General features: G+C 62.8%; 18 protein-coding genes. 15 read left to right on the top strand and 3 right to left on the bottom strand.

The genetic code is table 11. The features are described from left to right. Position 1 precedes the first annotated feature (1 nt). From eutB to doeB, 4 genes are read left to right on the top strand one after another with little or no spacing between them, the layout of a single operon-like run. Positions 2 to 994 (top strand): hydroxyectoine utilization dehydratase EutB, encoded by a 993-nt coding sequence (gene eutB / locus AC0L2M_RS32620; RefSeq protein ID WP_473537004.1) that lies wholly within the window; start codon positions 2 to 4, stop codon positions 992 to 994. Continuing rightward, positions 991 to 1,983, top strand: coding sequence for an ectoine utilization protein EutC (gene eutC / locus AC0L2M_RS32615; RefSeq protein ID WP_473537003.1), 993 nt, complete (start codon positions 991 to 993; stop codon positions 1,981 to 1,983). Before eutB ends, eutC begins: the two co-directional genes overlap by 4 nt. A 38-nt stretch (positions 1,984 to 2,021) precedes the next feature. Further along, complete coding sequence (gene doeA, locus AC0L2M_RS32610; RefSeq protein WP_128173101.1) at positions 2,022 to 3,212, top strand: ectoine hydrolase DoeA; 1,191 nt, start codon at positions 2,022 to 2,024, stop codon at positions 3,210 to 3,212. A gap of 5 nt (positions 3,213 to 3,217) precedes the next feature. After that, positions 3,218 to 4,219 carry a N(2)-acetyl-L-2,4-diaminobutanoate deacetylase DoeB gene (gene doeB / locus AC0L2M_RS32605; RefSeq protein WP_473537002.1) on the top strand — a complete coding sequence of 334 codons (1,002 nt, stop codon included), beginning with the start codon at positions 3,218 to 3,220 and terminating at the stop codon, positions 4,217 to 4,219. Positions 4,220 to 4,250: 31 nt separating this feature from the next. Here the strand turns inward: doeB and AC0L2M_RS32600 are convergent, their stop codons facing one another. Then, complete coding sequence (locus AC0L2M_RS32600; protein WP_287342162.1) at positions 4,251 to 4,919, bottom strand: phytochelatin synthase family protein; 669 nt, start codon at positions 4,917 to 4,919, stop codon at positions 4,251 to 4,253. Between the two features lie 890 nt (positions 4,920 to 5,809). Between AC0L2M_RS32600 and AC0L2M_RS32595 the strand changes: the two genes are divergently transcribed. Genes AC0L2M_RS32595 through AC0L2M_RS32585 form a run of 3 tightly spaced genes read left to right on the top strand, consistent with a single transcriptional unit; the run spans position 5,810 to position 8,801 of the window. After that, a complete protein-coding gene (locus AC0L2M_RS32595) occupies positions 5,810 to 6,877 on the top strand; it encodes a type III polyketide synthase (RefSeq protein WP_473537001.1) in 1,068 nt (355 codons plus the stop codon). Continuing rightward, a complete protein-coding gene (locus tag AC0L2M_RS32590) occupies positions 6,874 to 7,587 on the top strand; it encodes a methyltransferase domain-containing protein (RefSeq protein WP_473537000.1) in 714 nt (237 codons plus the stop codon). Before AC0L2M_RS32595 ends, AC0L2M_RS32590 begins: the two co-directional genes overlap by 4 nt. Further along, positions 7,584 to 8,801 carry an NAD(P)/FAD-dependent oxidoreductase gene (locus tag AC0L2M_RS32585; RefSeq protein ID WP_473536999.1) on the top strand — a complete coding sequence of 406 codons (1,218 nt, stop codon included), beginning with the start codon at positions 7,584 to 7,586 and terminating at the stop codon, positions 8,799 to 8,801. The genes AC0L2M_RS32590 and AC0L2M_RS32585 overlap by 4 nt, the downstream gene beginning before the upstream one ends. 46 nt (positions 8,802 to 8,847) lie before the next feature. On the opposite strand, the gene AC0L2M_RS32580 is transcribed toward AC0L2M_RS32585, so the two are convergent. Then, positions 8,848 to 9,141, bottom strand: a complete 294-nt coding sequence (locus AC0L2M_RS32580) for a hypothetical protein (protein WP_023797860.1) — start codon at positions 9,139 to 9,141, stop codon at positions 8,848 to 8,850. 343 nt (positions 9,142 to 9,484) lie between these two features. After that, a complete protein-coding gene (locus tag AC0L2M_RS32575) occupies positions 9,485 to 9,748 on the bottom strand; it encodes a hypothetical protein (RefSeq protein ID WP_023797862.1) in 264 nt (87 codons plus the stop codon). Positions 9,749 to 10,016: 268 nt separating this feature from the next. On the opposite strand from AC0L2M_RS32575, the gene AC0L2M_RS32570 reads away from it, so the two are divergent. The 8 genes from AC0L2M_RS32570 to AC0L2M_RS32535 all read left to right on the top strand — a co-directional run bounded on the left by AC0L2M_RS32570 (position 10,017) and on the right by AC0L2M_RS32535 (position 19,823). Beyond that, positions 10,017 to 11,456, top strand: a complete 1,440-nt coding sequence (locus AC0L2M_RS32570) for an FAD-binding oxidoreductase (RefSeq protein ID WP_473536998.1) — start codon at positions 10,017 to 10,019, stop codon at positions 11,454 to 11,456. A gap of 435 nt (positions 11,457 to 11,891) precedes the next feature. Next, positions 11,892 to 13,412 (top strand): DUF2778 domain-containing protein, encoded by a 1,521-nt coding sequence (locus AC0L2M_RS32565; protein WP_473536997.1) that lies wholly within the window; start codon positions 11,892 to 11,894, stop codon positions 13,410 to 13,412. Between the two features lie 181 nt (positions 13,413 to 13,593). After that, positions 13,594 to 14,379, top strand: coding sequence for a ThuA domain-containing protein (locus tag AC0L2M_RS32560; protein ID WP_128166634.1), 786 nt, complete (start codon positions 13,594 to 13,596; stop codon positions 14,377 to 14,379). A 78-nt stretch (positions 14,380 to 14,457) separates the two neighbouring features. After that, positions 14,458 to 15,516: a Gfo/Idh/MocA family protein gene (locus AC0L2M_RS32555; RefSeq protein ID WP_473536995.1), complete on the top strand. Its 1,059-nt coding sequence runs from the start codon at positions 14,458 to 14,460 to the stop codon at positions 15,514 to 15,516. Positions 15,517 to 15,538: 22 nt separating this feature from the next. Beyond that, positions 15,539 to 15,940: a GFA family protein gene (locus AC0L2M_RS32550; protein WP_473536993.1), complete on the top strand. Its 402-nt coding sequence runs from the start codon at positions 15,539 to 15,541 to the stop codon at positions 15,938 to 15,940. A gap of 129 nt (positions 15,941 to 16,069) precedes the next feature. Next, positions 16,070 to 16,897 (top strand): N-formylglutamate amidohydrolase, encoded by an 828-nt coding sequence (locus tag AC0L2M_RS32545; protein WP_128246361.1) that lies wholly within the window; start codon positions 16,070 to 16,072, stop codon positions 16,895 to 16,897. Continuing rightward, a complete protein-coding gene (locus AC0L2M_RS32540) occupies positions 16,894 to 18,762 on the top strand; it encodes a flavohemoglobin expression-modulating QEGLA motif protein (protein WP_473536992.1) in 1,869 nt (622 codons plus the stop codon). Before AC0L2M_RS32545 ends, AC0L2M_RS32540 begins: the two co-directional genes overlap by 4 nt. A gap of 14 nt (positions 18,763 to 18,776) precedes the next feature. Continuing rightward, entirely contained in the window at positions 18,777 to 19,823 is a 1,047-nt protein-coding gene (locus AC0L2M_RS32535; protein WP_128246140.1) for a glutathione synthetase, read from the top strand. Positions 19,824 to 20,381 lie beyond the last annotated feature (558 nt).

Below are 20,381 nucleotides of genomic sequence, written 5' to 3'. Positions count from 1 at the left end.
CATGACACCTGCGCCCATCACCCTCGCCGATATCCAGTCAGCCCGCGATCGCATCGCCGGCAAGGTCGAGCGCACGCCGACCGTGCTTTCCCCGAGTCTTTCCGGGCACTTGGGCGCGCCTGTTTATCTCAAGCTCGAACATCGGCAGGCCACCGGCAGCTTCAAGCTGCGCGGCGCCTCGAACGCCATCGCTTCGCTGAACGCCGAGGAGAAGGCGCGCGGCGTGGTCGCCGCCTCGACCGGCAATCACGGCCGGGCGCTGGCTCATGCGGCAAAGCTCGAAGGCATGCGCGCGACGATCTGCATGTCGCGACTGGTGCCGCAGAACAAGCTCGACGAAATCCGCCGGCTCGGTGCCGAGATCCGCATCGTCGGCAACAGCCAGGACGATGCGCAGCAGCAGGTCGACCGGCTGGTCGCGGAAGACGGTCTGATCATGCTGCCGCCCTTCGACCATCCTGATATCATCGCCGGGCAAGGCACGCTCGGGCTGGAAATCATCGAGCAGGTTGCGGACGCCGCCCTGGTGCTGGTGCCGCTGTCCGGCGGCGGGCTGGCGGCGGGTGTCGCCGCTGCTGTGAAGGCCGTCAGCCCCGGCACGAAAGTCATCGGCGTTTCGATGACGCGGGGTGCGGCGATGAAGGCAAGCCTCGATGCCGGACATCCGGTTCTGGTCGAGGAACTGCCGACGCTGGCGGATTCGCTCGGCGGCGGCATCGGGCTTGACAACCGGCTGACCTTCTCGATGTGCCGCGACCTGCTCGACGATGTTATCCTGCTCAGCGAGGACGAGATCGCCGCCGGCATCCGCCACGCCTATGAACAGGAGCGCGAGATCGTCGAAGGTGCCGGCGCGGTTTGCATCGCCGCCGTGCTTGCCGGCAAGGCCAGGGCGAGTAGCCCCACTGTGCTCGTTCTGTCGGGCCGCAACATCGACATGACACTGCACAGGAAAGTCGTTTGTGGCGAAGCAATTGAGGAGAGCGCCGCATGAGCCGGATGACGATACTGACCGAAGCCGAATTGCGCGCGATGGTGAAGCTCGATCTCGATGCCGTCGCCTGCGTCGAAAATGCGTTCCGAGCGCTTTCCACCTTGCCGGTGGCGATGCCGCCGATCCTGCGGCTCGACATTCCCGAGCATCGCGGCGAGGTCGACGTCAAGACCGCCTATGTGCCAGGGATCGACGGTTTTGCCATCAAGATCAGTCCCGGCTTCTTCGACAATCCGAAGCTCGGCCTGCCCAGCGTCAACGGCATGATGGTGCTGCTGTCGTCAAAAACAGGGCTGGTCGAGGCTCTGCTGCTCGACAACGGTTATCTTACCGATGTCCGCACGGCGGCGGCCGGAGCGGTCGCGGCGAAACATCTTTCGCGAACCGACTCCTCTGTCGCCGCGATCTTCGGCGCCGGCGTCCAGGCGGGGCTGCAGCTCGAGGCGCTTATGCTGGTGCGGCCGATCGCCGAGGCCCGCATCTGGGCCAGGGACGCCGTCAAGGCCGAAGCCGCGGCGGATGCATTGCGCGAAAGACTGGGCATCGTCGTGCGCGCCGAGCCCGACGCGGCCACGGCGACGGCCGGCGCCGACATCATCGTCACCACGACGCCGTCGACCGAACCGCTGATCAAGGCCGGCTTCGTCTCGGCCGGCCAGCACATCACCGCTATGGGCTCGGACGCCGAGCACAAGAACGAGATCGCGCCGGCGATCCTGCGCATGGCCGATCTCTACGTCGCCGACAGCTCGAAGCAGACGCGGCTGCTGGGCGAATTGCATCATGCCATCGCGACGGGGGTGATGGCAGCCGATGCCGAGATCACAGAGCTCGGCCAGATCATCGCCGGCGATAGACATGGCCGCCGTTCGGCCAGCGACATCACCATCGCCGACCTCACCGGCACCGGCGTGCAGGACACCGCGATCGCCACGCTCGCCCGCGACCGTGCCCGGGCGGCCAAGACGGGTACGATTTTCGAAAGCTGATGCCGGCCGCAAGGCCCAACAAACGAGGACCAAGAACAATGCAGCCCAATCTAAAATTCTCGCGCGGCGAATATGCGGATCGCCTCGCCAAGACCCGGAAGGCCATGGAAGCCGAGGGCGTCGATCTGCTTGTTGTCAGCGATCCGTCCAACATGGCCTGGCTGACCGGCTATGACGGCTGGTCGTTCTACGTGCACCAGGCCGTCATCGTGCCGCCGTCGGGCGAACCGGTGTGGTACGGGCGCGGCCAGGACGCCAACGGCGCCAAGCGCACCGCCTATCTCGCGCACGACAACATCGTCGGCTATGCCGACCATTATGTGCAGTCGACCGAACGCCACCCGATGGATTTTCTCTCGCAGGTGCTGGCCGATCGTGGCTGGGGCAAGCTCAGCATCGGTGTCGAGATGGACAATTACTGGTTCTCGGCCGCTGCCTTCGCTTCGCTGCAGAAACATCTGCCCAATGCCCGCTTCGTCGACGCCACGGCACTCGTCAACTGGCAGCGAGCGGTGAAGAGCCCGACCGAAATCGACTATATGCGCAAGGCCGCCCGCATCGTCGAAGCGATGCACCAGCGCATTGTCGACAAGATCGAAGTCGGCATGCGCAAATGCGACCTGGTCGCCGAGATCTATGATGCCGGCACGCGCGGCGTCGACGGGCCAGAGGGAAGAATTGGCGGCGACTATCCGGCGATTGTGCCACTGCTGCCGTCGGGCGCCGATGCGTCGGCGCCGCATCTGACCTGGGACGACCGGCCGATGAAGTCGGGCGAGGGCACCTTCTTCGAGATCGCCGGCTGCTACAACCGCTACCATTGTCCGCTTTCGCGGACTGTGTTCCTCGGTAGACCGACGCAGGAATTCCTCGATGCCGAGAAGGCGACGCTGGAGGGAATGGAAGCGGGGTTGGCCGCGGCAAAGCCCGGCAATACATGCGAGGACATCGCCAACGCCTTCTTCGCGGTGCTGAAGAGATACGGCATCGTCAAGGACAACCGCACCGGTTATCCGATCGGGCTTTCCTATCCGCCGGATTGGGGCGAGCGCACTATGAGCCTGCGCCCCGGCGACCGCACTGACCTGAAGCCCGGCATGACCTTCCATTTCATGACCGGCCTGTGGCTGGAGACGATGGGGTTGGAGATCACCGAATCCATCCTGATCACCGAGACCGGCGTCGAGTGCCTGGCCAATGTGCCGCGCAAACTGGTGGTCAAGAATTGAGCCCGATGTCCAGCCTTCGCCCATCGCCAATCACGCCGAGCGTAGACTTCGACCGCGACGGCGTGCAGCACGGCTTCTTGCGCCTGCCCTACAGCCGCGACGACTCAGCCTGGGGATCGGTGATGATCCCGATCTGCGTGATCCGCAACGGCAGCGGGCCAAGCGCATTGCTCACCGGCGGCAACCATGGCGACGAGTATGAGGGGCCGCTGGCGCTCTACGATCTCGCCCGCACGCTCGATCCCAAGCAAGTCAGCGGCACGGTCATCATCGTGCCGGCAATGAACTATCCGGCGTTCCGCGCCGGCACCCGCACCTCGCCGATCGACAAGGGCAATTTGAACCGCAGCTTTCCCGGCCGGCCTGACGGGACGGTGACCGAGAAGATCGCGGACTATTTTCAACGTGAGTTGCTTCCCCGCGCAGACATCGCGCTCGACTTCCACTCCGGCGGCAAGACGCTCGACTTCGTGCCGTTCTGCGCCGCCCATATCCGGCCCGACAAAGTGCTGGAGGCGAAGGGCTTCGCCGTGGTCGAGGCGTTCTCGGCACCCTGGTCGATGAAGATGCTGGAAATCGACGCGGTCGGCATGTTCGACACTGCCGCCGAGGAGATGGGGAAGCTGTTCATCACCACCGAACTTGGCGGCGGCGGCACTTCGCGCGCCGAAACAGTGCGGATCGCCCGTCGCGGCGTGCTCAATGTGCTGCGCCATGCCGGCATTGTCGTCGGTGCGGTCGAGACGCAGCCGACCCGCTGGCTCGACATGCCGTCGGGCGATTGTTTCTCGTTCGCCGAGGACGACGGGATGATCGAAACGATGATCGATCTCGGCGAGCCTGTCGAGAAGGGCCAGGTCCTGGCGCGCATCCACTCCATCGGCCGCACCGGTGCCGCACCTCAGGAGATCAGGGCAAGGATGTCGGGTCTTTTGGCTGCCCGCCATTTCCCTGGATTGGTCAAGGCGGGCGACTGCACCGCAGTGGTCGCTGTGCTGGTCGATTGAAGGCAAGGCAATCGAAAAGCTTGCGACTTCGCTACTCGATCAGCAGCAAGCCGCGCTTTTTGTCGCCATCGCTATCGATTGTGTCCATGGCTGAGAACAGGCGCTCACGCTCGACCAGCCAAGGCTTATAATCCTCGTTTACATCGAGGACGAAGACCATGTCCTCGGCCTCCAGATATCCTCCGACCGGGGAGAAATGGCCAACGCCGGCGCCGAAAATCTTCTCACGGGTAAAGTTGACGATGTAACGGCGGCCGGGATCGTTGGCGCGCTTCATGTGCTCGCGAAATGCATCGGCGCTCAGATCCCGAAGCACGGAGACCTTCCGCTTGGTGTTCGTTCGAGCGACCTCGGCAAGCTCGTCCAGCGTGAGCCCGATGATGCAGAAGCCCGTCCAGCACTTTCCGGTTCCAGCGAGGACTTCGGCTTCGGTTGTCTCCTCCTCGCCGATGGAGCGGAATGTGTTTGCGACACTTGCCGGGCCGCACCTTGATCCGTTTGATTGCCACGTGACGTCGGCATCGAACGTGGCAGCCACGGGCAGCTTCCAGGCGCTGTCGATCAATTCAGCGGTGCGGGTAACCGACGACTGGATCGCATCTTGCGAAACTCTGGACTGGCCGGCAATCAAAAGTGCGGCGCCGCCCAGCAGGCCGAGGACGGCGATCACAATCACACCGAAAGCGAGACTGCGCTTCATTGCTGAATCTCGTATCAGGCAGCAACAGGAGAATGAAGAAAAGGCACAGCAACGTCAATCGGCGCCCGCACCCGGCCAGTCGCGATCTGGTCCGGCAGCAACTGAAGCCGGCCGCTTGCCAAGCGGGCTGCCACCGCTCATCGCCGTGAGCGCTGCGTCTGGGAGAGTATGGATCAGGCAAGGAACTTCGCCGGTGAAAGAGCGGGGTCGTTTCGCTAGCGCCAATAGCTGCTGCGCCTGCAAACCTCAGGCTTCCAGAGACGACCCAAATTACGACTTGCTCGGCGTAGGCGTCGCTAAAGGCGAACCTAACGAAGGCCAAGGAAGCTGAGTATCGCAATTACGATAACGACGGCCCCGACCAGCCAGATGATATTGTTCATGACAGCTCTCCTTTATCTTTGCCGCGAGCCTGTGGCGGCTCGCGATAATTATGGCGAACGCCCTCACGGCGTTCTCGTTCCAAACTGAGCCTAAGCCGCCAATTACTCTTTGGACCGGAGGCCCGCGCCTCTGGAGGAGCGCGGGCCGACCGGGATCCCGGTCCAGCAGCCAACATCCGGGAGATATTCGCTGTCACCCTACAATCGTTAGTATGCGCTAATGTTCCATCGCTCAGAAAAATACCGCGCCTACCGAGGGCCGGAAGCAATGGCGCCGCGGCCCGAAGCGAGGGCACTTCGGTGGACGCCTCGGTGATGGAGCCTATGTTCCTACATGCCGGCGAACCGCAGCATCGCCTGGCAACAGCACAGGTGGGATGAAATCAGTTCTCAGAAACGTTCATCAACAACACTCAATGCCTGCTGCCCGACACCTGGTGCCGATGACCAAACAACCTCCGGCGGTGGTTTTAGAAAATACCGTGCGCGACGCCGTGGAGACCGAATATGCCGGCCAAAGCGTATATTAACCGGATCGCGACAGCAGTGCCGGAGCACGAGGTTCATCAATTCTATCTGCGTTTCGCCGCCTCCATGCTTGCGGCCGATCGTCGAAGAATTTTCGAACGCATGGTTGACGTTGCCGGCATCGAGCACCGCTATTCATGCTTTGCACCTGCCGGCGACCCCGAAGGTCCATCAGCAGATCTGGCCGGGAGGTTCATCCGGGGTGCCTTTCCTGGAACAGCCGAGAGAATGGCGATGTTCTGTCATGCCGCACCTGTTCTCGCGCAAAAAGCCGTCGACGGATTGGAGCTTGGTGGCGGCGCTTCCCGCATCACCCATCTCATCGTCACCACCTGCACCGGTTTTTCAGCGCCGGGCATCGACCTGGAGCTGGTTGCGCGATGTGGCCTGCCGGACACGGTCGAACGCACGATGATCGGTTTCATGGGCTGCTACGCGGCGATCAACGGCCTCAGGCTTGCCCGCCACATCGTCCGCTCCGATCCGCAGGCCAGGGTCCTGCTGGTCAATATCGAACTCTGCACGATGCATCTGCGGGAAACCAGCGAACTGGAAAAGCTGCTGTCGTTCTGCCTCTGGGGCGATGGCTGTGCGGCTGCGCTCGTCACCGCCGAGCCGCACGGCATCGAGCTCGAAAGCTTCTACGGCATCGTGGCGGACGAGCGGCGGGATCTGATGAGCTGGAGCATTAGTGACCACGGTTTCGAAATGGTTCTTTCCGGCCAGGTCCCGGCAGCAATCCATAACGCGTTGCGGAGCAATCACGACGCCATCCTCGGTGGTCGGCCGACCGAGGCGATCGACCTCTGGGCCGTGCACCCGGGGGGACGTTCGGTGCTCGACGCCGTCGAACGGGCCCTGGAACTCGCGCCCACCGCGCTGGAGCCATCGCGCGAGGTGTTGCGCCGATATGGAAACATGTCGTCGGCGACCGTCATGTTCGTGATGAAAGAGATGTTGAAGGCGCCACCAGGCATGCTCGGCTGCGGCATGTCGTTCGGACCCGGGCTGGCGGCCGAAACCATGCTTTTCCGAACGGCGTCATGAGCAGCCTGGAGCACCGCCAGCTTGCGCCGGAAATCCTCGACGGGCTTGCGGCCGACGATCCACGAGCGCTTGCGGCGCGCCGCGACCTCCGCCGCATCAACGCGCTGATGTTTCAGGCCAGGATCATGGCGTCGCTGCTGCAGAAATTTGTGCCAGGGCCGCCGCGCCGGATTCTGGAGATCGGCGCCGGCGATGGCTCCTTCATGCTGGCGGTGGCGCGGCGCATGGCCGGGCATTGGCCTGGGGTCGAACTGGTAATGCTCGACCGCGTCGACCTCATCACCGCGCAATTGTGTGGCGATTTCGACAGGCTGGGATGGATGGTCGAAGGCGTCACCGCCGATGTCTTCGACTGGGCGAGAAAGAATGCGGGCACGCGGTTCGACGCGATCACCGTCAATCTGTTTCTGCATCATTTCGACGATGCCGGGCTCGTGCGTCTGTTTTCGCTGATGGCGCCGAAGGCCCCGTTGCTGTTGGCGACAGAGCCGTTGCGGACCAAACTGGCATTGGCCGCGACCCGCCTTCTCCCGGCGATCGGCGCCAATGACGTCACACGAAACGACGCGGCTCAAAGCGTGCGTGCCGGCTTTCGCGGCAGCGAGCTTTCCGGTCTCTGGCTCGCGGCAAACGGCAAACCGGTCGAAGAACGGCGCGCCGGCCTCTTTTCCCACATTTTCGTCGGCGCCAGCGCCGGTCATGACCTATGACGCGATTGTCGACCCATGACGCGATCGTCATAGGCGCCGGCCCGGCGGGCACGTCCGTCGCGCTGACGCTGGCCCGCCGCGGATGGGCCGTGGCTATTGTGGAAAATAGCGTGTTCCCGCGCCGCAAGGTCTGCGGCGAATATATATCGGCAAGCAATCTTGCGCTTCTGGACCAGCTGGAGATCGGCGATGCCTGGCGTGCCAACGCCGGCCCCGAAATCCGCCGCGTCGGCTTCTTTTCCGGCGATGCGAGTGTCGAGGCGCCAATGCCTCCCGCGAAAGATGGGTCCTGCGAGAAAAAAGATGGTTTCGGCCGGGCGCTTGGCCGAGACATTCTCGACTGTCTGCTTTTGCAGGCGGCGCAATCGGCGGGCGTCGAAATCTTTCAGCCTTGCCGCGCCGTCGCCATCGACCCGGATGGCGAGGCGCAATTGGTGCGAATTCAAGCCGGAAACGAAACGACGATGCTGCGCGCGCCGGTGATTGTCGCCGCACACGGCTCCTGGGAGGCAGGACCGCTGCCCAGCCAGCTCGGAAAGACCAACCGCCCTTCGGACCTGTTCGGCTTCAAGGCGCATTTCACCGGGTCGTCCCTGGCGCCTGATTTGATGCCTCTGCTGGTGTTTCCTGGCGGTTATGGCGGCATGGTTTCGGCCGATCATGGCCGGCTGTCGATCTCGTGCTGCATTCGGCGCGATATGCTCGCACGGTTGCGCAAACACCCCAGACACCAGAGCCATTTGTCGGCCGCCGAGGCGGTCTCCCGTCATCTGATGGAATCATGCCGGGGAGTAAGGGATGCGCTAGAGTCTGCTGACGCCGACGGGCCTTGGCTTGCCGCAGGTCCGATCCGGCCGGGAATTCGCTCCTGCTACGAACGCGACATCTTTCGCGTCGGCAATGCGGCCGGAGAGTCTCACCCTGTCATCGCCGAGGGCATCTCGATGGCGCTTCAGTCCGGCTGGCTGCTGGCCTGCGAACTCTCATGCGCGCCAAGCGGCAGTGCAGGGCGCGAGATAACCGGCAGACGCTACGAGGCGGCCTGGAAAAGTCTGTTTTCAACACGGCTCTACGCCGCCGCTGCAGTTGCCGCGATTGCCGTTAATCCAAGCAGCGCCTCCTTGATGGCGGCAATTATTCGGAATTTACCGCAGGCGCTGACGTGGGGTGCGCAACTGAGCGGAAAGACAAAGCCGGTTCCCGGCTTTGTCTGACAGGTGGCGCGGCGCGCCACCGCGGCCTCAGGGGGCCTTGGCTCCGTTACTCGGGGCAATCCTCTCTATCCGAAGTTGCAGTGCCACTGGCAGTGTTCTTATCGGCCTCCACTACGTCCTTGCACCGATCACTCATGCCGTCGGCGCCGTCGGTGGTTGAACCGGTTACGTTTGGATCGGCAGGAGTCGCATTATCGGTGCCGGGAGCCATGGTGCCAGTGCCTGTCCCGGTGGCCGCTCCCGGATCGTTGGTGCCGGATCCAGTGCCGTTTGATTGCGCCATCGCCGAAGTGGCAAGGGCAATGCTGAGTGCGGTTGCGGAAAGAATTTTTTTCATCATGGTCGGTCTCCATTAGAGCTGCATCGCTGGTTGCGATGATTATCCAACGAGCGTTTTTTGGAGTTGTTCCGTCAGACAGAAATCGTGATCGAAGGTCGGGCCGAAGGCGATCCAAGCAGCAATGCTGGCGAACCGCGCCATGTTTTTCGGTTTCGATGGAACAACAACCACCGGTAACGGTTGGAAGCGCAGTCGTTCTACTCTAGCGACTGTGACAGCCGATCGCACGGCATTCGGACAAAGGCCCGGCGCTTCCTCCCCGCCGGGCCTTTCTGTCGCTGGAGGAACTTTCACGGAATTTGGCCGAAACCGTGCGGCTGCCACGGTATTGAACTGCTGCCGTTCACGGCTCGTCGATATCCTGCCTCGAGGGGTTGCGCGAGAGGGCGCGTTCCTCTTCGTCGTCCGGCAGCGCCTCGTCGCTGTCCTGGTACGGATTGTCGTCGTCTTCCTCGGGCAGTTCAGCCTCTTTGTCGAGATCGTAACGGATGTCGCCGTTTCCCGGCACGCTATCTGGTAGAATTTTACTGCCTTTGATCGCGTCCCAATCCTGCTGTTCGATGGTCGGGCCTTCGGATGGATCGTCGGGTTTTCTGCGCGGTGCCATCAGAGTTCTCCTCTGCACTGGTTGCTGTACGCCTAACTCCGCGGACCGCTGCGTAGTTCCTCCGATCGAACCGACGAGATCGTCTAGAGCGATCCAGCACTCATTTCGGCTTAGCCTGCCGGCGGCTTTTAGCTCAATGAGAGCTGACCGTTATGCGGGTTGCGCAATGCCGGCCAGAGCGATCATGAACTTGCGCGACTTCTAATATAAAGGCAGACTTGGAAACGGGTGGAGGGAAAACGGCTCAAAAACAATCGGGAGGAAAGCCATGGATAGCATGAGCCTCACCACGCTTGATCGCGGCAAGACGACGGTCGATGCCGCGGCCCTGGAGGCGCTTTCGGCACAATTGCGCGGCACCGTGCTGAGGGAAGGCGACGCCGCCTATGACGAGACACGCAGCATCTGGAACGCCATGATCGACCGGCGGCCCGGGCTGATCGTGCGCTGCGCCGGTGCCGCCGACGTTATCGCCGCCGTCAATTTTGCCAGGGAAAACAGGCTGCTCGTCGCGGTTCGCGGCGGCGGCCACAACATCGCCGGCAGCGCCGTCTGCGACGGCGGGCTGATGATCGATCTGTCGCAGATGAAGTCGGTGCGGGTCGATCCGGCGACGCGGCGGGCATGGGTGGAACCTGGCGCGACGCTCGCCGATGTCGACGCGGAGACACAGGCCTTCAGACTGGCGGTGCCGACCGGCATCAACTCGACCACCGGCATTTCGGGCCTGACGCTGGGCGGCGGCTTCGGCTGGATCACGCGGAAGTTCGGCCTGACTATCGACAATCTTCTCTGCGCTGACGTGGTTACCGCCGAGGGCAAACTGCTGCGCGCCAGCCAGACCGAGAATCCGGATCTGTTCTGGGCGCTGCGCGGTGGCGGCGGCAATTTCGGCATCGTCACGGCTTTCGAGTTCAAGCTCCACCAAGTCGGTCCGCAGGTGCTGTCGGGGCTTGTCGTTCATCCCTTCGCCGATGCCGAAAACGTGTTGCGGGAATACCGAGCGGCGCTCGAAGCAGCGCCCAATGAGCTGACCTGCTGGGCGGTCATGCGGCAGGCGCCGCCGCTGCCGTTCCTGCCGGCCGAATGGCATGGCAAGGAGGTGCTGGTCCTGGCCATGTGCTATTGCGGCGACCTTCAGGAGGGTGAGAAGGCGACACAGAGGCTTCGCGCCATCGGCACACCGATTGCAGACGTGGTCGGTCCCAACCCGTTCACCGGCTGGCAGCAGGCATTCGATCCGTTGCTGACGCCTGGCGCCCGCAACTATTGGAAGAGCCATGACTTCACCGAGCTTTCCGACAGCGCGGTGGAGGTCGTCACGGCGGCGATACCCAGGCTCCCCGGCCCCGAATGCGAGATATTCATTGGCCATGTTGGCGGTGCCGCGGGCCGGGTGACAGCGGATGCAACGGCGTTTCCGCAACGCAGCGCGCACTACGTCATGAATGTCCACGCCCGCTGGCGCGAACCGGAAATGGACCAGGCCTGCATCGACTGGGCGCGGGGTCTCTATGAAGCAGCCAAGCCCTATGCCGCGGGCACGGCCTATGTGAACTTCATGCCCGGGGACGAGGTCGACAGGGTCGAAGCAGCCTATGGCGGCAACTATCGGCGGCTGCTGGAAATCAAGCAGCGATATGATCCGCTGAACCTGTTCCGCATGAACCAGAATTTGCGGCCGATGGAAGCGCAGCGTGCCGCATAGTCTGCGCAGGTATGACAAGGCCCGCGCCTCCAACGGAGGACGCGGGCCTCGTTTCGGATCATGCGCTGGCAGGTGCCAGCCTTTAGCTGACGCCGCCCAGGCAAGGTCTAATCCTTTCGCTTTGTTGACTCGGCCTGCAAAAACGGGCAGCAAAGCCTGGCATGGAGGGCATTTCCGCTATTTTCATAGTTTTGGAGGGAGCCTTTTTTGACATAGACCTTCGCCTAATCGGCGATCGGTAGAGGGATTGGTTAACCAAGTTTGTCCATCTTTTGATTCAATCGGCAACAGACGTGAAGCGTGCCGGGGGGCACCAGGCGACTGTGATTGTGACGGCTGCGAGCCCGCATGCCGCAAGGCCGATTGAGGTTTGGTTGTATGGCGTTGATGCGTTTGAATAACCGGGGTGACAATCCTGATAGTGGATTGCCCTCGATGAGGCCCGGACTGCGCTGGGTCGCGATTCCCGTTGTTGGCGCTGCGATCGCGCTGTGGTCGGCTGCGACCGTGGCCGGCCTCCATTCGGTGGGAACTTCGCTCACCGCCGCCTCCAACAGTCTTCCGCAAAACCTGCTCGCGCCGCGCTCCATGGCGCTCGCCGATCCCCGACACACACTTGTCAATCCACGGGCCAGTTCGTGGGCGCCGTCACTGGTAAGCCGGCAGCGTCAGGCGTCGCTGCTCGGCCGATGCAATGCCGGCTGCGCGCAGGCCGCCGCGAGCTTCGAGCATGAAGGCAAGGTAGCGCGTCTCAAGCCGTTAGCGCGGCCGGATGCTGTGCAGCTTGTCGCCGAAATCTCACCGCAATCGCGCTTCGACAGGGTGGTGGCGAATGCGGCGCTATCGCCGCAAAAGATTGCTGCTGCCTTTGCCCGCGCCTCCGGCGGGGCCGCGCCGTTTGCGGTCGTCAGTCTGCCGACGGGCCAGCGCTTTGCGGAGCCGGTGCGCCTGGCCGATCAGCATGGTCCCGCGTCGGTGCGCTTCGGGCCCGAGATTGCGGAAATCGACCGATCCTCCCGGCTGGCGCTGGCGCTGGCGCTTGCGAATGCATTGCCGGAAGCGATGATCGACGTGCTGCCGCAGGCGACGACGGCCGATTCTGCTGCCACCCAAGAGGGCGAGGTGCAGATGGCGTCGCTGCCGCCGCAGGACGCAATGCCCGGCAGCGTTCCCTTGCCGACTTGGCGTCCGCAGGCGGAAATCGATCAGTCAGACGAGGCGCCCGAGGTCAAGGCACCCGAGGTTAGGGCACCCAAGGCCAATGCGCCCAAGGTCCAGGCATCGAAGGCCGCCAAAGCCCAGTCTCAGCCATCCAAAGCCAACAGGGTGGAGACCGCCGCCGCGTCGCAGGTCGAGATGCCCCGGGCGCCAGCCTTGTCGCCGAGGAGTTCGTCACCGGCGGCGAAACCAGGCATGCAAGAGGACATGCAGGGCAGCCCGGGCATGCAGGGCAGCCGGGGCATGCAAAGCAGCCAGGGCAAGCCGGCCAAGCGGTCGAAGGCCGCAGACATGCTGGCCTATGCCAAACCCGACAGCCCGGCGGGCGGCGGCGGGGTCTTCGGCAACCTGTTCACCAAGCCCGGCAGCGGCGTCGCCGTCTACGACATTTCGGCGAAAACCGTCTATATGCCGGACGGCTCGCGGCTCGAGGCGCATTCGGGACTGGGCTCGATGGCCGACCAGGCGCGCTACGCCAACCGGAAGAATGCCGGCCCGACGCCGCCCCACACCTACGATCTGAGGCTGCGTGAATCGCGCTTCCATGGGGTGGAGGCGCTGCGTCTCACTCCTATCGACGGCAAGAACAAATATGGCCGCGACGGCTTTCTTGCGCATACCTACCTGCTGCGCGGCCGCCGCGGGGAATCGAGCGGCTGCGTCGTCTTCAAGGACTACGCCAGCTTCCTCGCCGCGTTCAAGAAGGGCAAGATCAAACGCCTCGTCGTGCGCGGCTAAGCAAGCCGCTGATGTGGCGCTCCTTCGCGCCCCCTCTGTCCTGCCGGACAGAGAGGGGCGCTGTCCCGCCGACTTCCAGCCAATTGTCAGTAGCCAGCCTCGAAACCGTTTTCATTCCCGGCCGAGGATACTATGACTGACCTGACCGGAGCGGCGGCTTCAACCGATCAAGAGGAATGTCATGACGATACGCGCTGTCGTTTGGGGCGAGAATATCCATGAGCGGACCAATGAGGTGGTGGCGGGGATCTACCCCGAGGGCATGCACGCAACGATCGCCGACGCGCTGAAGCTCGACCCCGAAATTTCCGTATCGTGGGCGACGCTTGAGCAACCGGAGCATGGCCTGCCGGCCGACCGTCTGGCGCAAACCGATGTCCTCGTGTGGTGGGGACACAAGGACCATGGCGCCGTCGCCGACGAAGTCGTCGAGCGCGTGGCGCGCCGCGTCTGGCAAGGCATGGGGCTGATCGTGCTCCATTCCGGCCATTTCTCGAAGATCTTCAAGCAGCTGATGGGCACGCCCTGCACGCTGAAATGGCGCGAGGCCGGCGAGCGCGAGCGGCTCTGGGTGACGAGCCCCAACCACCCGATCGCTGCCGGGATCGGCGAGTATTTCGAGCTTGAGAACGAGGAGATGTATGGCGAGCAGTTCGCCGTGCCGGAACCGCTGGAAACGGTTTTCATCTCCTGGTTCCAGGGCGGCGAAGTGTTCCGGTCGGGGCTGACCTGGCGCCGCGGCGCCGGCAACATCTTCTATTTCAGGCCCGGCCACGAGACCTATCCGACCTATCACGACGCGAATGTCCAAAAGGTGCTGCGCAATGCGGTGAAATGGGCGCACAACCCGCAGGGCGCGCATCCAGCCATCCTCGATGCGCCGAACGTGCCGGTGGAAAAGGCGCTCGAGCCGATCGTCGAGCGCGGCGGAAAGCTCCATGCCGCGGGCGAAGCCGGTTTTCGCTAGACCGCTATCGCAAAACTTCGGTTCGGAAAAATCCACGCTCGAACAAGAAGATAAGGCCTCATCCTAAGGATAAGAATCATGCGTCTCCTGATACTCGGCACCGGCTGGATGGCGGAAGAGCATGCCAGGCAGTTCAGCAGGATCGAAGGCGTCGAGCTGGTCGGCGCCGTCGATCTCGACCGCGGGCGTGTCGACAAGTTTTCGGACAGCTATGGTATTCCCAACCGGTTCACGTCGCTGGAGGACGCGCTCGCATGGGACAAGTTCGACGCGGTGGCGAACGTGACGCCAGACCGCATCCACCATCCGACCACCATGATGCTGATCGCGGCGGGCAAGCCGGTGCTGTGCGAAAAACCGCTGGCCGAAAATTACCAGCGGGCCAGCGAAATGGCCGATGCCGCCGAGCAAGCCGGCATCATCAACATGGTCAACCTGACCTATCGCAACGTCGCCCCGCTGCAGCGGGCACGTGCGATGGTGCTTGCCGGCGAGATCGGCCAGGTCAGGCATGTCGAAGCGTCCTATCTGCAGAGCTGGCTGGTCTCCAAGTTCTGGGGCGACTGGCGGACTGACCCGAAATGGCTGTGGCGGCTGTCACGCGGCCACGGCTCCAATGGCGTGCTGGGCGATGTCGGCATCCATATCCTCGATTTCGCCAGCTATGGCGCGGCGCTCGACATCGACCATGTGTTCTGCCGCCTCAGGTCCTTCGACAAGGCGCCCGGCAACCGGATCGGCGAGTACGAGCTCGACGCCAATGACAGTTTCACCATGGCGCTGGATTTCAGCAACGGCGCTTTTGGCGTCGTCCATGCCAGCCGCTGGGCAACCGGCCACCTCAACGAATTGCGGCTGCGCATCTATGGCGACAAGGGTGGGATCGAGGTCGTGCACAATCTGACCAACTCGGAACTGAAAGCGTGCATGGGCGAGGACATCGAGAACGCAAAATGGCAGGTTCTCGATGCCGGAACGGTGCCGACCAACTACCAGCGCTTCGTCGATGCTGTGCGCAACCGCGTCCAGGCCGAGCCGTCGTTCCGCCACGCGGCCGAATTGCAGAAGGTTCTCGACCTTGCCGTCGTCTCCGACGAGAAGAGGGCTGAGCTCAGGACCCATGCCGAAACCCATTGATGTTCGCTGAAAGGGGCCAGCCATGGTCACGCGCCGCGCCCAATGTTCCTGCGGTCAGCTGTCAGCCACCTGTTCGGGCGAGCCTGTACGCGTCTCTGTCTGCCATTGCCTGGCCTGCAAGCGGCGCACCGGCAGCGCGTTCAGCTTCAATGCGCGGTTTGCGGAGAATGATGTGTCTATCCAGGGACGAGCGGCGGAGTTCACGCGCGTTGGCGACGAAGGCGGCCGTGTCATCTACAGTTTCTGCCCGGATTGCGGCACCACTGTCCGTTACCGGATCGATGTCCAGCCCGGTCTGATCGCCATTCCGGTGGGGGCTTTCGCCGACCCATTGTTCCCGCCGCCTTTCCTGTCCTTCTATCACGACAGCCGGCGCTGCGAGTGGGTCGAGGTCCGCACTGAGCCTCTGGCGACGTTCGGCTGAAGCCGTCGGCCACCTTCGGCTGACGTTTTTGGACGGTTCAGCCTGCTGATCCAGGGCGAGCCAACGATCGCTTGTTCGATGAACTGGAACCGTCCACACTCTCCACGCATTCGATGGACTGTGAACACGATGACTTCCAACAGTGATCCGGGCAACAATGATCCGGGTGGATCACCGGCAGGCTGGACGATCAAGCTCGGAGAGTCGCCTATAGTCGGTACAGCTATCCACAGCGGCACCGACGTTGGCAGGGCTTGTCGATCGCTCATGTGTCTCTCCGATCCCGACCGGCGTCGAGAAGAGGACCCGTTCACCGAGCGTTTCATCGCCGATTTTCCTACCCAGATCATCGTTCATCGGTCACGCTTCCAAGTGGACCTGAACCGTGCGCGAGACGCTGCGGTCTACCGGTCGCCGGACCAGTCCTGGGGCCTGAAAGTCTGGCGAGAGCAGCCGGACGAGGACATCGTTACGGAGTCTCTCTCCTTTCACGACGCCTTCTACAGTGAACTGAACCGTGTCCTTGCCGGTATCGAGAAGCGCCATGGCAGGTTCGTTCTCATCGACGTCCATAGTTATAATCACCGGCGCGACGGACGGGAGACTATGCCTACGTCCCGTGACGTCGCGCCCGACATCAACATCGGTACGTCTTCCATGGACCGCGAGCGCTGGGCACCGGTCGTCGACGCTTTCATCGAGACGCTTCGCGGCCAGCGTCTCAACGGAGAGCCGATCGATGTGCGCGAGAATGTGTCCTTCCAGGGCAAGGGCGAACAAACCCGTTTCGTCCATGCCAATTTTCCGGAAACCGGGTGTGCCATCGCCGTCGAGTTCAAGAAGATTTTCATGGACGAATGGAGTGGCGAACCCGACTGGGGAACAATCGAGCGGCTGCGCGCCATGCTGGCGTCTACGGTGCCCGTCCTGGAGTCGGCGCTGCGGGCCATGCGATGAAGCCCAAGCTCGTTGAGCCCGCGCCTCCATTGGCGCAAATCGAATCGGACCTGGACGCGCTTTTGCGGGACGGCAAGCCAATCCGCCACGATTTCGGCAATGGCAACCGTTTGCACATGGATCGGCCGCTGCCCTTTCTGTGTGTCCATGTTGGGTCGCATCAGGATGCGGCATTCCATGCCGTCTCCGCCAACGCGTCCTATCTGATCGCGGCCGACATCGGCCTCGCCCGCGAGGCCGCGCGGCTGGTGGTGCGAAGGCTGCGCGATCACTGCGGCGCCTTCCTCATGCTGGACATCGGCGAGTTGGCCGAAGACCGGTTCCTGACCGAGGATGTTCCGTTCCTGCCGCCCTTCGAGATTGCGCTGGCCTGCGGCGACACGGCGGCGGAGAAGGCGGCACTGAAGCGCTTCGCCACCGCTGCGTCCGCACGCGAAGCAAAATACCGCACGCCCCGCGTCGACGAACTCAACCCCACGACACGCGCCGAAGCACGGCTTCTGGATGATCTCGGTGATGCGGCGTGCTTGACGGTACGCTTCGCACCGATTTACCGGGTGCCTGGCACCAAGCGCGTCTACCCCGAACTCCACGACCTTGTCGTCGCCAACATGGTCGATTCCGCGCTTCAGGCCGTCAGCGCCTTCCTGAAGGCATCAAGGCTGGAACAGCCGGCAACCCATCGTTCGCTGGGGCGGCGCGCCTATATCGACGCAGTGGTGCGCGCTGATCGGGCGATCGACAACGTCGCGTCGACATTCGATTTTCTGCTTGCCGTCACACCGATCAATGCCGAACCAGCCTGGCTGGAATTCCAGGCAGGCGCCTTCGAGCGTGTGCCCGTACTGCTCTACAGGCCGCTCGAGTTCGAGGTCGCCGGCCAGAAACGGAAGCTCTATTCGGTCTCGCTCGATCATCTGGAAGATCCGCTGCTGACCACGCTGCTCTCGCAAAAGCAGCAGGAACTCGATCTCCAGCTGTCGATGCTCGCGGCGCGCGAAACGCCCCGCTTCGTCGAACTTGGACGAGCACTCTATGGTAGCGTCGAGCCGAGCCTGGCGGCGCGAGCACGCGCCATTCTCGAAAAGGCGCCTAGGGTTGCGTCGGCCACCCGGCAGAAGGGCCTGGGCGCCGACGCTGTCGCCGCGGCCGCGCGAGACATGATCGCCGGCTACCGGGCAGCCTACCCCGAATTCGATGCTTCCGTGGAGATCCGCGGCGACCTGCCGGCCGGCCTCCTGGTCTCGCGAAACCGACTGCTGGTTTCGCGCGATACCAACCTTCCACCGGAGCGTCTGACTGCGCTGCTCAGTCACGAGATCGGTGTCCATCTGCTGACCTATTTCAACGGTGACGCGCAGGGGCTCGCCATCTTCCGCAACGGGCTCGCCGGCTATGAGGGCATGCAGGAGGGACTGGCCGTGCTGGCGGAATATCTGGTCGGCGGCATGACCGCAGCGCGGTTGAGGCTGATCGCGGCCAGGGTTATCGCCTGTCAGACGATGCTCGACGGAGCAACATTCGAGGAGACCTTCCGCATCCTCCACAGGGATTTCGGTCTCGACGATCGCGGCGCCTTCAACGTCGTTCTGCGTGTCTATCGAGGCGGGGGCCTTGCAAAGGACGCCATCTATCTGCGGGGCATGGTGCAGATCCTCGATCATCTGAAGGACGGCGGCAGCCTCACGCCGTTTTGGATCGGCAAGATCTCCGCCGCGGATTTCGGAGCGATCCAGGAACTCAACGCGCGCGGCTTGCTGCGGGCGCCGCGCCTCGAGCCCGCGTTCCTCTCTTCCGACGCGGCGCGTCCGCGTCTCAAGAGAGCGATGGCGGGAATCGGTCCGATCGATATGGTTGAAACTTGAGCGGAGTCTCCTCGATGCGCATCGCGTTCTTTGTCAATTCCATTGAGAGCGAGACGCCCGCCTACACGACGACAGCGTTGGCGCTGGCCGCCATCCAGCGCGGTCATTCCGTTGTTTATGTTGAACCAGGCGACTTCATACTGCGTCCGGATGACGGTCTGGCTGTCAGCGTGGCGGTTCTGCCGGATGCTTCCTACAAGACGTCCGACAGACTGCATGCTGCCCTGAAGGATGCAGCGAAGCAGAAAAAGACTTTGGCGATAAGCGATATCGACATTGTGTTTCTGCGCAACGATCCATCGCTGGACGCCACCGATCGGCCATGGGCCGCCAACGCAGGCGTTATGTTCGGGCGGATCGCGGCGGCTCGCGGCGCGATTGTCGTCAACGATCCGGATGGCCTGGGACAAGCACAGAGCAAGCTCTACCTTCAGTCTTTTCCCGAGGCGGTCAGGCCGGCTACCCTGATATCGCGCAGCATTACCGAGATCCGCGCATTTATCGACAAACACTCGAAGGGCTGCATCGTCAAGCCACTCCAAGGATCGGGTGGCAAGAACGTCTTCCATATTGCAACGCCCACCGATTCCAACCTCAACCAGATTTTCGAAGCGGCCAGCGGTGACGGCTATCTCATCGCGCAGGTCTACATTCCGGAGGCCAAGGCTGGTGACGTGCGTCTTTTCTTGATGAACGGTCTGCCGCTGGTGCGCGACGGCAATTACGCAGCCTTTCGCCGCGTTCCAGCCAAGGGCGACGTCCGGTCCAATATCCATGCCGCTGGAACAGCCCGCAAAGTCAAGGTAACGGGCACGATGTTGGGCATTGCCGAGATGGTGCGCCCCAAATTGATCAATGATGGCATGTTTCTGGTTGGGCTCGACATCGTCGGAGAAAAACTTCTGGAGATCAACGTCTTCACGCCAGGCGGGCTGACACGGCTCGCCGTCATGTACAAGACGGATTTTGCCACAAGCGTCATCATTGCGCTGGAGGAGAAGCGGACGCTGCGTCAAGCCTATGGAAAGACCATGACAAATTCGCGGCTGGCGACGCTCTGAGGGATGCAGGCAGGCCGGCTAGCAGGCCAACTAGGACGGCAAGTGGGTTGAGGTTCGCACTGAGACTCTGGCGACATTCGGCTGAAGACGCCGGCCGGCTCTTTCCAGACTAGGGCAGAATCCAATCACTCTGAACGACTGAGTTCAATCCTTGTCTGCCTTCGTTCGGAGAACTTCTACGGGAAGTTCTGACCCGAAGCGGCCCTTCCTGGACCGAATTTCCTTCCCGGAAGCCGACGTTCACCAGAACCACCAGTCTTGACCCCAAACCGGTCCTTGCTGGGCCGATTTGGCGGCTCGTAAGCGGACGTTGCCCGGAACCAGCGACTTTGCACCGTTCCTGCCGTTCCAATTGAAATCAGCTACGGCGCTAGGTGACCTGGCTCCAGTCATTCCCAAAGCCGGCGGCTTTCTTCAAGCCGCCGATCAGCGGCCTGGATGTGGCATGTTACTCAGCCCGCTTGAGCGCGGTGAACGTCCATAGGGGGCGATGCTGACGTCGCGACTTTGCCAAGCTGGAAGACCTCCGTCGCCTCGCCGCGGCCGCGCAGCCGGTGC

Source organism: Mesorhizobium sp. WSM4806 (genome assembly GCF_055811635.1).
The sequence above is the reverse complement of the archived record's forward strand: the minus strand, read 5'-3'. Positions and strand labels throughout refer to the sequence as shown.

Coding starts and splice junctions, on each gene's coding strand:
- eutB (WP_473537004.1), top strand. CDS start 2: ATGACACCTGCGCCCATCACCCTCGCCGATATCCAGTCAGCCCGCGAT.
- eutC (WP_473537003.1), top strand. CDS start 991: ATGAGCCGGATGACGATACTGACCGAAGCCGAATTGCGCGCGATGGTG.
- doeA (WP_128173101.1), top strand. CDS start 2,022: ATGCAGCCCAATCTAAAATTCTCGCGCGGCGAATATGCGGATCGCCTC.
- doeB (WP_473537002.1), top strand. CDS start 3,218: ATGTCCAGCCTTCGCCCATCGCCAATCACGCCGAGCGTAGACTTCGAC.
- AC0L2M_RS32600 (WP_287342162.1), bottom strand. CDS start 4,919: ATGAAGCGCAGTCTCGCTTTCGGTGTGATTGTGATCGCCGTCCTCGGC.
- AC0L2M_RS32595 (WP_473537001.1), top strand. CDS start 5,810: ATGCCGGCCAAAGCGTATATTAACCGGATCGCGACAGCAGTGCCGGAG.
- AC0L2M_RS32590 (WP_473537000.1), top strand. CDS start 6,874: ATGAGCAGCCTGGAGCACCGCCAGCTTGCGCCGGAAATCCTCGACGGG.
- AC0L2M_RS32585 (WP_473536999.1), top strand. CDS start 7,584: ATGACGCGATTGTCGACCCATGACGCGATCGTCATAGGCGCCGGCCCG.
- AC0L2M_RS32580 (WP_023797860.1), bottom strand. CDS start 9,141: ATGATGAAAAAAATTCTTTCCGCAACCGCACTCAGCATTGCCCTTGCC.
- AC0L2M_RS32575 (WP_023797862.1), bottom strand. CDS start 9,748: ATGGCACCGCGCAGAAAACCCGACGATCCATCCGAAGGCCCGACCATC.
- AC0L2M_RS32570 (WP_473536998.1), top strand. CDS start 10,017: ATGGATAGCATGAGCCTCACCACGCTTGATCGCGGCAAGACGACGGTC.
- AC0L2M_RS32565 (WP_473536997.1), top strand. CDS start 11,892: ATGAGGCCCGGACTGCGCTGGGTCGCGATTCCCGTTGTTGGCGCTGCG.
- AC0L2M_RS32560 (WP_128166634.1), top strand. CDS start 13,594: ATGACGATACGCGCTGTCGTTTGGGGCGAGAATATCCATGAGCGGACC.
- AC0L2M_RS32555 (WP_473536995.1), top strand. CDS start 14,458: ATGCGTCTCCTGATACTCGGCACCGGCTGGATGGCGGAAGAGCATGCC.
- AC0L2M_RS32550 (WP_473536993.1), top strand. CDS start 15,539: ATGGTCACGCGCCGCGCCCAATGTTCCTGCGGTCAGCTGTCAGCCACC.
- AC0L2M_RS32545 (WP_128246361.1), top strand. CDS start 16,070: ATGACTTCCAACAGTGATCCGGGCAACAATGATCCGGGTGGATCACCG.
- AC0L2M_RS32540 (WP_473536992.1), top strand. CDS start 16,894: ATGAAGCCCAAGCTCGTTGAGCCCGCGCCTCCATTGGCGCAAATCGAA.
- AC0L2M_RS32535 (WP_128246140.1), top strand. CDS start 18,777: ATGCGCATCGCGTTCTTTGTCAATTCCATTGAGAGCGAGACGCCCGCC.